Genomic DNA, 11,366 nt, shown 5'->3' on the forward strand with positions numbered 1-11,366 from the left:
GGCGGGCACGTGCCCGCCTACCTGCCGGTGCTCGACGACCCGGCCTACCTTGCCCTGAAGCCGCAGTCCGAGTACCGCACGGTGATCGACGACGTGGCGCTGGACGAGCCCGCGTGGTTCGCCGGTTCCGCCTCCCGGCTGTGGATCGAGCTCGGTGCCGTGTTCTCCGGGGTCCTCACCGGCTCCCGCAGTCCGCGCAACGCCCTGACCGAGGCCAAGGCCCGGCTGCGGACCCTCCTCGACACCCGCAACCCCCTCCCGGGAGCCACGTCATGACCTCCACGACCGCGGCGGCGCCGGCACCCGTCGCGAAGCCCTCCGGGGGACCGGCCGGGCGTCCGGCCCGCGGCGTGCGCAGGAAGTGGACGGAACACGGCCTGGTGTTCGTCGCACCCTTCCTCCTCGTGTACGTCATGTTCCTGATCTGGCCGCTGATATCCGGCCTGGGCATGAGCCTCACCAGCGAGAACATCACCGGCGCCGGAGGCGAGTTCGTCGGCCTCGACAACTACGCCGAGGCGGTGCGCGACCCCGACGTCTGGTCCTCGCTGTGGAACACCGTCTGGTTCACGGTCCTGTCCACCGTCCCCCTCGTCGTCGTCGGCATCGTCCTGGCGCTGCTGGCCCACGAGCTGCGGGTCGTGCAGTGGCTCTGGCGGCTCAGCTGGTTCGCGCCGTTCCTGCTGCCCTCCGGTGTCGTCTGCCTGCTGTTCCTGAACATGATCCTGCCGTCCGGCTTCGGTCTCGCCGACCAGATGCTCGCCGCCGTGGGGCTGACGCCGGAGATCGGATGGCTGACCGACGAGCGGTACGCCATGCTCAGCATCGTGGCGACCACCGTCTGGTGGACCGTCGGCTTCAACTTCCTGCTGTACCTCGCGGCACTGCAGGCCATTCCGGCGCACCTGTACGAAGCCGCCGAACTGGACGGGGCGGGCGCCGGGAAGCGGCTCCTGCACATCACGCTGCCGATGCTCCGCCGCACCACCGGCCTGGTCGTGGTCCTCCAGGTGCTGGCCTCGCTGAAGATCTTCGATCAGGTCTACATCATGACCGGCGGCGGCCCCGACGAGTCCACCCGGCCGATCCTCCAGTACGTCTACCAGCAGGGCTTCACCGGCTACCGCATCGGCTACGCCTCGGCCGTCTCGTACATCTTCTTCGCCCTGATCCTGACCGTCTCCCTGGTGCAGCCGCTGCTGTCCCGGCGCCGAGCTGAGGAGGCCGCGAAGTGAGCGGTTCCGCCACCGTCACCACCCGCCCCGCCCCACGGTCCGAACGGCCCGCCGACGCCGGAGGCCGCCGCCCCCGCTGGACGCGGGGCAGGATCGTCCTGCTCGTCGTCGCCCTGCTCCTCACCGCGGCATGGCTGCTCCCGCTGGCCTGGGCCGTAGCCACCTCCCTCAAACCGGAGGGCGACACCACGAGGACACCGCTCTCCTGGATCGGCTCGCGCGTCACCCTCGACGCCTACAGCAAGGTCTGGGAGTCGGGCGACCTGATGGTCTGGCTCATGAACTCGGCGTACATCTCCGTCATGACCACCCTGCTGACCGTCGTGACCTGCGCGATGGCCGCCTACGGATTCACCCGCACCGACTTCCGGGGCCGTCGGCTGCTCTACGGGCTGGTGCTCGCCGGAATCATGGTGCCGCCGCAGGTGCTCATCGCACCCCTGTTCCGCGAGATGGTCCAGCTGGGCCTCGTCGACACCTACTGGGGTGTGATCCTGCCCCAGGTCGCCGTACCCGCCATGGTGTTCATCCTGGTCAAGTTCTTCGAAGGCGTACCGAGGGAACTGGAGGAGGCGGCCTTCGTCGACGGCGCCGGCCGCTGGCGGGTGTTCTGGACGATCGTCATACCGCTGTCCCGTCCCGTGCTGGCGGCCGTGGCGATCTTCACCTTCATCTCCACCTGGAACAACTTCCTGTGGCCGTTCCTCGTGACCACCGACCCGGGCGGCATGACCCTGCCCGTCGGCCTCGTCAGCGTCCAGTCGACCTTCGGGGTGCGGTACGCCCAGATCATGGCCTCGCTCGTGATCGCCGGAACGCCCCTCCTGATCGTCTTCGCGTTCTTCCAGCGGCAGATCGTGCGCGGTATCGCGCACACCGGTCTCGCCGGCCAGTAGCGGCCACGCCACACCTGACGGCGCGTACGGAAGGCACGGCATCCGTACGGGCCGTCGGGCCGTGTCCACGTCCGGCGGTGGTCCGACCGTGGCTCGTGGACGGTGCCCACGGCATGTCGCGAACCCGGCCGGACCCGCGTCCCTCTACTCTCGCCGCCACGGAACAGGACGAAGCGGGGGAGCGGCATGCGCGAAGTGGCCCGGCTGATGTGCGGACGACGCACCAAGTGGCTCATCGTGGCGTTCTGGCTGGTCGTCCTCGTGGTCGCCGCACCGCTCGCCGGGAAACTCATGGGAGCCCAGGACAACGACGCCGCGTCCTGGCTTCCGAGCAGCGCCGAATCCACACAGGTCTGGGAGGAGTCCAAGGGCTTCAGACCCGAGATCATCACCGCCGTCGTCGTCTACGCGCGCGAGGGTGGTCTCACCGGGGCGGACCGGGGCCGGATCGGTGAGGACAAGCGGCAGATCATGACGCTGCGCGCCCACGGCGTACGGGGTGAGGAGACACGCGGCCCGCTCTACGACAGCAGGACAGCTCCCTCCGCCGCCCAGATCTTCGTCCCCATCACCATGGACGAGAAGGGCTGGGAGCGGATCGGCCCCGCCGTCGACTCCGTACGGGACATCGTGGGGACCGGTCAAGGAGGCCTGACGGTCCACATCTCCGGGCCGGGAGGAGTCGCGGCCGACTCCGCGGACGCCTTCTCGGGCATCGACTCGACCCTGCTCCTCGCCGCGCTCGCCGTGGTGGTCGTCATGCTGCTGATCACCTACCGCAGTCCGACGCTGCTCGTGCTGCCCGTCGTCTCGGTCGTCGCCGCCCTCCTTGCCGCGCAGGCCCTCATCTACCTGCTCGCGGCGCACGCGGGCCTCACCGTGAACGGACAGAGCGCCGGCATCCTGACCGTGCTGGTCTTCGGCGCCGGAACGGACTACGCCCTGCTCCTCGTCGCCCGCTACCGCGAGGAGCTGCGACGCCACGAGGACCGGCACGAGGCCATGGCCCGGGCACTGCACCGAGCCGGGCCGGCCGTGGTGGCCAGCAGCGGCACCGTGGTGCTGAGCATGCTCGTCCTGCTGGCAGCCGAGATGAACTCGACCCGTGGCCTCGGGCCGGTCGCGGCGATCGGAGTGGCGATCGCCCTGATCGCCATGCTCTCGCTCCTCCCGGCCCTCCTGGTGATCTTCGACCGCTGGGTCTTCTGGCCGGCCGTCCCGCACCTCGGCACCCCCGAGCCCACCGAGCGCGGATTCTGGGCGCGGACCGGACGGCGGCTCGCCCTTCACCCGCGCAGGATCTGGGTGGCCACCGCACTGGTGCTCGCCGCGCTGTCACTGGGGCTCGTCCAGCTGCGCGCGGCAGGGCTCAGCAACGCCGACTCCTTCCCCGACAAGCCGGACTCCATCGCGGGCCAGGAGGTCCAGAACCGGTACTTCCCGGCCGGGAGCGGCAGTCCCCTCGTCGTCATCGCGGCGGCGGACCGGAGCGCACAGGTGCGCGCCGCGGTCCAGGGAACCCGCGGAGTGGTGCCGGGATCTCTGGTCGTGCCACCCGGCGCCCGCCCTGTGCACGAGGGCCGGGCGATCTTCGAGGCGACCCTGACGGACGCCGCGGACAGCGAGCAGGCCGACCGCACCGTGGAGCGGGTCCGCGACGCCGTCCACGGGATTCCGGGAGCCGACGCGCAGGTGGGCGGGGACACGGCGGCGGCACTCGACATGGACGCCGCCACCCGGCACGACAACGTGCTGATCATCCCGCTCGTGCTGCTCGTCGTGCTGGTCATCCTCGCCCTCGTCCTGCGCTCCCTGCTGGCGCCCCTGCTGCTCGTCGCGACCGTGGTGCTGTCGTTCACCGCCGCGCTGGGTGTCAGCGCCCTGGTCTTCCGCCACGTCCTCGACTACGCCGGTGAAACGACGGACTTCCCGCTCTTCGTCTTCGTGTTCCTGGTCGCCCTCGGTATCGACTACAACATCTTCCTGACCACCCGGATCCGCGAGGAGGCCCTCCACCAGGGCACCCGCGCGGGCGTGGTCACCGGTCTCGCCGCGACCGGGGCGGTCATCACCTCGGCCGGCCTGGTGCTGGCGGGGACCTTCGCGGTGCTCGGCACCCTGCCGGTGGTGGCCTTCGCGGAGATCGGCTTCGCGGTCGCACTGGGCGTACTACTGGACACCTTCGTCGTGCGGTCCGTGCTGGTCACCTCCCTCTTCCTCGACATCGGGCCGCGTGTCTGGTGGCCGCACCGGCTGGCCCGCGAGGACGGCGGGGCAGCGAGGAAGCGGGAAGCCGTGTAGAAAGGGGAGCATGGCCGGACGCTACGGCCGCCCGCGTTCGTTTCTCCGAATGAGAACCCTCGCTGGTCAGGTCTTTCTCCTGCAGGTGGCGATCGTGGTGTTGCTCGTCGCTGCATCTGTGACCGCGCTCGTGCTGCAGTCCCGGGCCGGCAGCGAACGCGAAGCGCGCAATCGCTCGGTCGCCGTGGCAGAGACCTTCGCGAACGCCCCCGGCATGGAAGCGGCGCTCCGGAGCCCCGACCCCACCGCGGTACTCCAGCCGAAGGCCGAGGCCGCGCGGAAGGGCTCCGGGGTCGACTTCGTCGTCGTCTTGAACCTCGATGCCGTGCGCTACACCCATCCGCTGCCCGACAGGATCGGGAAGAAGTTCGTCGGCGACGTGGGCCCCGCGCTCGACGGGCGGGTCGTCACCGAGAGGATCGACGGCACCATCGGCCCCCTCGTCCAGGCCGTGGTGCCCGTCCGCGGCGCCAACGGTCAGGTCGTGGGCCTGGTGTCCGCCGGAATCACCATCAGCAAAGTCAGCGGGGTCGTCGAGGACCAGTTCCCGCTCCTGTTCGGCTCGGCCGCGGGAATTCTGTTGCTCACCATGGGCGGAACCGCACTCGTCACCCGGCGGCTGAGACGCCAGACCCGTGGTCTCGGCCCGACCGAGATGACCCGGATGTACGAGCACCACGACGCCGTTCTGCACGCCGTACGGGAAGGCGTGGTCATCGTCGGCGGCGACAGAAGGCTTCTGCTGGCCAACGACGAGGCGCGAAGGCTCCTCGGCCTCCCCCCGGACGTCGAGGGCAGACCCGTGGCCGAACTCGGCCTCGACCCCGTGATGACCGGACTGCTGGTCTCGGGACGCACCGCGACCGACGAGGTGCACTCCGTGGGCACGCGACTGCTGGCGGTCAGCCAGCGGGCCACCGACCGCAACGGCGGACCGCCCGGCAGCGTGACGACCCTGCGCGACACCACGGAGCTGCAGGCCCTCACGGGCAAGGCGGCCACGGCACGCGGCAGGCTGAAGCTCCTCTACGACGCGGGCACGGAGGTCGGCACCGCACTGGACGTCGTACGGACGTGCGAGGAGCTGGCGGACTTCGCAACGGCCAGGTTCGCCGACTACGCCACCGTGGATCTGGCCGAGGGCGTACTGCGCGGCGAGGAACCCACGCTCGCCCGAGCCACCACCGACGGTCTGCGCCGCTCCGCCTTCAGCGGCGCCCGTGACGACACGGGGCTCCACCCGCTGGGTTCGGTGATCCGCTTCGCGCCGGAAACGGACATCGGTGCCGGCCTGCTCAGGAGCGAGGCCCTCCTCTACACCGACCTGACCCGGCGTCCCGGCTGGCGACCGCCGGACCCGGAGCGTGCCGAGCGCATCATGGAGTGCGGATTCCACTCGCTGATCGCCGTCCCGATGCGAGCCAGGGGCGTGATCCTCGGCGTGACCATGTTCTGGCGGGCCCAGAGGCCGGAGCCCTTCGAGGACGAGGACCTGTCCGTCGCGGAGGAGCTCGTCGCCCGCGCCGCGGTCAGCATCGACAACGCGCGCCGATACTCGCGCGAGCACAACGTGGCTGTCACCCTGCAGCGCAGCCTGCTGCCGCAGGGACTCCCCGACCAGAGCGCCATCGACGCCGCCTACCGGTATCTCCCCGCGCAGGCCGGGCTCGGCGGACTGGGCGGTGTCGGCGGCGACTGGTTCGACATCATCCCGCTGCCCGGCGCCCGGGTCGCGCTCGTGGTCGGTGACGTGGTGGGGCACGGGCTCCACGCCGCCGCGACCATGGGGCGCCTGCGCACGGCGGTCCACAACTTCTCCACCCTGGACCTGCCGCCCGACGAACTGCTGTGGCACCTGGACGAGCTGGTGGCCCGCATCGACCTGGACGAGTCCGCCGAGGGCTTCGAGGGAGGAGGCGTCACCGGTGCCACCTGTCTGTACGCCATCTACGACCCCGCGTCCGGCCGCTGCACCATGGCGCGGGCCGGTCACCTCCAGCCGGTGATCGTCGGCCCCGACGGCGACGCGGTCTTCGCGGATGTACCGGGCGGCCCGCCCCTGGGGCTCGGCGGCATGCCCTTCGAGACCCTCGACGTACAGCTTCCGCAGGACAGCCGGCTGGTGCTCTACACGGACGGGCTGGTCGAGGACCGGCGACGCGACATCGACGAGGGCCTGGAACGGCTGCGCGACACCCTGTCCGGACATCCCGACCGGACACCGGAGGAGACCTGCGAGGCCGTCCTCCGCGTCCTGGTGCCCGGCAGGGCCCGTGACGACATCGCGCTGCTCGTCGGCCGCACCCGACTCCTCGCCGCCGAGGACGTGGCCGAGTGGGACGTGCCCTCCGACCCCTCGGCGGTCGCCCGGGTCCGCTCCGACGTGTCCCGCAAGCTGGCCGAGTGGAACCTCGTCGAGGAGGCGTTCACGACCGAGCTGATCCTGAGCGAACTGGTCACCAACTCCATCCGCTACGCCACCGGCCCCATCCGCGTACGGCTGATCCGTGACAGGACACTGATCTGCGAGGTGTTCGACCGCAGCAGCACCTCGCCCCACCTGCGCCAGGCGGCGAGCACGGACGAGGGGGGCAGGGGACTGTTCCTCGTCGCCCAGCTGGCCGAACGGTGGGGCACCCGCTACACGGACGACGGTGGCAAGGTCATCTGGACGGAGCAGCTGCTGCAGCCGGATGTGAACGGCGTGGGGTGACGGAGCACCGCCAGGTCAGCGGCGGCAGTCCAGATAGAGGTGCGGCTCGGGCACGGCACCCTGACAGTCCGGGGTGAACACCGTGTCCACCTCGCTCACGACAGTGAGCCCGGCACCGGTCGCGAGCGCCCTGAACGCCTCCGGGCCGAAGCTGGTCACCCGCACCTCCTGGCCCATGAAGACGGCGCTCACGCCCTCCACGTCCAGCGGCACGGTCGCCAGGACCAGACTGCCGCCCGGCCTGAGCGCCCCCGCCAGGCGGTGGACGAGAGAGCGCTGCTCGTCGCGCGACATCTGCAGGAGCGAGAAGTAGACGCAGACCGCGTCGAAGCTCTCCTCCTCCAGCGGTACCTCACGGATGTCGGCGCAGCGGAAGGACGCCTCGGGAACGCGGCGGGTCGCCAGCTCCACCATGACGGGCGAGACGTCGACACCCAGGACCTCGTGCCCGGCGGACGCCAGGGTGTGGGCGGTCGGCCGGCCCGTCCCGCTGCCCACGTCCAGAACCCTGCTGTGCGGCGCGAGCCGCTCCAGCAGCCGCTCCAGCGAGGCGTGGTGCGCGGACGAGCCGGCGAAGGCCGTCTCGTAACCGGCCCCGATGGCGTCGAACGCCTCGGCTGCCGCGTGCTGGTGGCCGTCGGCCATGAGGACGTCCCCTTCCGGACCGCTGTTACGGGATACGGGCGACCGCGACGTAGACGCCGCTCAGCTCCTGCTCCGGCGCCGGTGTGCCGCGGAACCACTCCGGAGCCGTCACGAGACCCGGCTCGACGATGTCCAGGCCCTCGAAGAACCGGGCGAACTCGGCGCGGGTGCGCAGCGCGAGCCGGATGCCGCCCTTGCCGTACTCGTCGGCACCCTGCTTGCCGCGCTCGGGGTTCACGTCCGAGGCGCCCTGGGAGAGCACCACGTAACTGCCCGGCGGCAGGGTGGCCGCCAGGGTACGCACGATGCCCCGGGGGTCCAGGTCGTCGGGGAGGAAGTGGAGGAGGCCCAGGAGCGAGAGGGCGATGGGCCGCTCGAAGTCCAGGACCTTGCGGGCCGCCTCGATGATCGTGGCGGGCTGGAGCACGTCCGCGTGCACGTAGTCCGTGACCCCCTCCGGCCGGCTGATCAGGAGGGCCTCCGCATGCCGCAGGACGATCGGGTCGTTGTCGCAGTAGACGACCCTCGACCGCGGATTGATCTCCTGGGCCGTCTGGTGCAGGTTCGGCTCGGTCGGGATTCCCGTGCCGATGTCGAGGAACTGGCTGATGCCCTCGCCGGCGAGCCAGGCCGTGGCGCGGTTCATGAAGGAACGGTTCTGGAACGCCCCGGCCTTCGCCTCGGCCGGCAGCTGCTGGGCCACCGCCTGATCCACCGGGTAGTTGTCCTTGCCGCCCAGCAGCGAGTCGTAGACGCGTGCCGAGTGGGGCCTGCTGGTGTCTATCGGGGGCAGAGATGTCCCAGCCGTCATGACGAGCTCCGTTGCAGATGAGGTGAACCGGTCCGCCTGCGAAGTCTGCCACAGCAACTGACCGGTGAAGGAGTTCCGTTGGAGCTGCGGGGTGACAGGGGCGGCCCCCGGGGTGTGCCCCGGGGGCCGCGCCGGCAGGCCGCCTGTCAGGGAGCGTCGACCAGGTCGTGCTTGGGCACGGTCACCGTGCGCGCGCCGGGCTTGCCGCCCAGGACCACCTTCCGCAGGGCGCTGTTGTTGCCGAGGTCGGTCTCCTTGAGCCGCTTCTCCGGGTTGGCCAGCACCTGGATGTAGTACGTGCCGTTGGCGAGCCCGGTGATGTCGAAGGACTGGCCCGGAAGGTCCTGGGTGTAGGTGTCACCGGAGCCCACGTCGAGCACCTCCCGAACGGAGATGGAGTTCTCCTGGCCGCAGGCCGTGGACAGGTCCGTGTTGTCCGGGTGCCAGTTGGCGTTCTTCACCGTGTAGTCGACCGCGTCGGTGTTGGCCAGGCAGAAGGCCTCCTTGCCGCTGCGCACGGTCTCCTTCTTGTCGGCCTTCAGCAGCCGGTAGCTGGCGAAGTCGGTGAAGTGCCAGTGCTCATGACCTGGACGGGGGTCCCACTCCATGGTGCCGGTCGGGGTGTAGCCGACCTGCTTGCCGGAGGCGTCGTAGAAGTACTGGTATGCGTCCATCAGTTCGTTGCCGGGCTTGCGGAATCCGTCCACCACGAGCTGTGCGGGGCCCGCGTTCCACACGTTGGCGCTGAAGGCCAGGTAGTCCTTGCCCGGCGTCCCGGTGTCACCCGCGCCGATGGTGATGCCGTAGGCGGGCAGGGAACGCAGGTCGGGCTTGGGGACGTCCGGCACGGCCGCCCTGCCCGTCGGACGCTTCGCGTTCGGCTGTGCCGCGGGTGCCTGCCGGGAGCCGTCCGTGCGTCCCGGACCGTCGCCCTGCGCCGACCGGAATCCTTCGCGCGCTGCGGCCCAGGGAACGGCGGCGGGCGCCGGGGGGTGGGGGCCGTGGCCGACGTTGTACGTGGGGTCCGCACCGGTGGTCGCGGAAGACGGAGCGGGTGTGCGTGCCGCGGCGTGGCCCGAGTGGCCGGCACCGTGTGCGGCGTGCCCGGACGCGGAGCGCGCGTCCGGCGCCCGGCCGGAGCTCTCTTCCTCCCAGCTTCGCTCGCGAACCGTCACGTCGACCGTCTGGGGTTTGTCGGCGATCTTGAACAGGTCGCGGTACCGCTTGGTGATCGCCACCTCGGCGGTGTACTTCCCGGCCGGGAGCGCGACCGGCGCCGAGTAGTAGCCGGCGTAGGTGTTGGACGCCCAGCCGTTCTCGACGCCCCACACGGAGCCGAGCGTGAAGGGGTTCGTGGGGCAGCTCTCGGGATACTTCGACGTGGCCGGGGCGTCGGGCAGGATCCTGCCCGACGCGTTGTTCGGGCAGAACGACTCCGTACGGCTCACCACCGCCTTGCCCGCACCGTCCCGGACCGTGATCCGGACGAAGTCCGGCAGCCCCGAGAAATCCTTCACCAGGTTCTGGGGGAGGGCCCTGGTCCGGGTCTTGTTCCCCTTGCGGATGATCTGGGTGGCGACGACCGGGTCCTTGTAGCTCTTCCGTGTCACCCGCAGTTCCAACGGGGCCCCGGAGGCCGTGAGATACGTCCCGAGGTCCAGATAGACGCCCGGGTCCTCCTTCCACGAGTCGAGCGTCACGGTCTTCGACGCGGCGACCAGGCCGAGCCACGGTACGGGAGCCTTCTGCCCGGCGTCGGGCGCCGCGGCGACGACGCCGGCGGTCATGGTGATCGCGGCGGCGGCCGCGACCGCGGGGCGCCGCAGCCTGCGGCGGGGGGTGCTGGTGCTCATCGTTCTCCGATGTCCGGAATGCCCCGTGAGGCGGGTGGAGTCGCTTTGCCCGTGAGAGACGACAACCACGACCGCGGGTTGCCCTGAGGGTCATGAGACAGGGAATGTTGGCCGAAATCAGGCAGTGGCGTCTGCAATCGGACATTTCCAGGCTGTTTCCGATGCGGTGTCGGGATGGCTGTGCTAGGCATCCCGGCATCCGTGTGACCACTGACGGGCACGAAACGGGCGCGGTCACGGGCGAATCAGGCGCTGCCCGGCTGCCCGGGCGCCGCCGCACTCCGGCCACGGGCGCCGAGCCCCGTCGTGAAACGGGCATGAACGGGCGCAGGCCGCGGCGCGAAGGAACTGGCCGAACAGCCGTTTCAGCTTGTACAAACAATGCGTGGGCCCGAACGGACGCCGGACCACACCCGATTCGTACTAGCGCAGGGAAGGTGTTGTGGGCACCGAGGAACGCCGACGAGGGATACTCGAGACGGCCCGACAGGACGGGTCGGTCGACGTGAACCTGCTGGCCGAGCGGTTCCAGGTGGCCAAGGAGACCATCAGGCGCGATCTGCACACCCTTGAGGAGCACGGTCTCGTGCGGCGCACGCACGGCGGTGCGTACCCGGTCGAGAGCGCGGGGTTCGAGACCACTCTGGCGATGCGCACCACGCACCACGTGCCTCAGAAGTCACGGATCGCGAAGGCCGCCGCAGACCTGCTCGGCGACGCCGAGACGGTCTTCGTCGACGAGGGGTTCACCCCGCAGCTCATCGCCGAAGCCCTTCCCCGGGACCGGCCGCTGACCGTGGTCACCGCGTCCCTGGCCGTCGCGACCGTCCTCGCGGACGCCGAGAAGACCGCTGTGCTGCTGCTCGGCGGTCGCCATGGTGCTGCCGCGCAGGCGACCGTCGAGCAGCAGCA

At 70.6% G+C, this 11,366-nt stretch carries 8 protein-coding genes and 1 pseudogene; 6 read left to right on the forward strand and 3 right to left on the reverse strand.

Annotation, left to right across the window (positions count from 1 at the left end; genetic code table 11):
• The 5 genes and pseudogenes from BFF76_RS28020 to BFF76_RS28040 form a co-directional block, all read left to right on the forward strand.
• Nucleotides 1-276, forward strand: a pseudogene (locus BFF76_RS28020) (extracellular solute-binding protein); the annotation flags it as partial.
• A complete protein-coding gene (locus tag BFF76_RS28025) occupies nt 273-1,235 on the forward strand; it encodes a carbohydrate ABC transporter permease (RefSeq protein WP_065849323.1) in 963 nt (320 codons plus the stop codon). The pseudogene BFF76_RS28020 and the gene BFF76_RS28025, both read left to right, overlap by 4 nt.
• Nucleotides 1,232-2,131 (forward strand): carbohydrate ABC transporter permease, encoded by a 900-nt coding sequence (locus tag BFF76_RS28030; RefSeq protein WP_031092677.1) that lies wholly within the window; start codon nt 1,232-1,234, stop codon nt 2,129-2,131. The genes BFF76_RS28025 and BFF76_RS28030 overlap by 4 nt, the downstream gene beginning before the upstream one ends.
• Before the next feature lie 186 nt (nt 2,132-2,317).
• A complete protein-coding gene (locus tag BFF76_RS28035) occupies nt 2,318-4,432 on the forward strand; it encodes an MMPL family transporter (RefSeq protein WP_031092675.1) in 2,115 nt (704 codons plus the stop codon).
• 10 nt (nt 4,433-4,442) lie between these two features.
• Nucleotides 4,443-7,145 (forward strand): SpoIIE family protein phosphatase, encoded by a 2,703-nt coding sequence (locus BFF76_RS28040; protein ID WP_031092672.1) that lies wholly within the window; start codon nt 4,443-4,445, stop codon nt 7,143-7,145.
• A 15-nt stretch (nt 7,146-7,160) separates the two neighbouring features.
• On the opposite strand, the gene BFF76_RS28045 is transcribed toward BFF76_RS28040, so the two are convergent.
• From BFF76_RS28045 to BFF76_RS28055, 3 genes are all read right to left on the reverse strand, one after another.
• Nucleotides 7,161-7,790: a class I SAM-dependent methyltransferase gene (locus tag BFF76_RS28045; protein ID WP_065849324.1), complete on the reverse strand. Its 630-nt coding sequence runs from the start codon at nt 7,788-7,790 to the stop codon at nt 7,161-7,163.
• 25 nt (nt 7,791-7,815) lie between these two features.
• Complete coding sequence (locus tag BFF76_RS28050) at nt 7,816-8,601, reverse strand: SAM-dependent methyltransferase (protein WP_031092668.1); 786 nt, start codon at nt 8,599-8,601, stop codon at nt 7,816-7,818.
• Nucleotides 8,602-8,747: 146 nt separating this feature from the next.
• Nucleotides 8,748-10,454, reverse strand: a complete 1,707-nt coding sequence (locus BFF76_RS28055) for a lysyl oxidase family protein (protein WP_031092664.1) — start codon at nt 10,452-10,454, stop codon at nt 8,748-8,750.
• A gap of 442 nt (nt 10,455-10,896) precedes the next feature.
• Here BFF76_RS28055 and BFF76_RS28060 point away from each other — a divergent pair.
• On the forward strand, nt 10,897-11,366 hold a 470-nt coding region (locus BFF76_RS28060; RefSeq protein WP_141695682.1), incomplete at its 3' end, for a DeoR/GlpR family DNA-binding transcription regulator.

The sequence above is a fragment of the Streptomyces mutomycini genome (genome assembly GCF_001700505.1).
Lineage (GTDB): Bacteria > Actinomycetota > Actinomycetes > Streptomycetales > Streptomycetaceae > Streptomyces > Streptomyces mutomycini.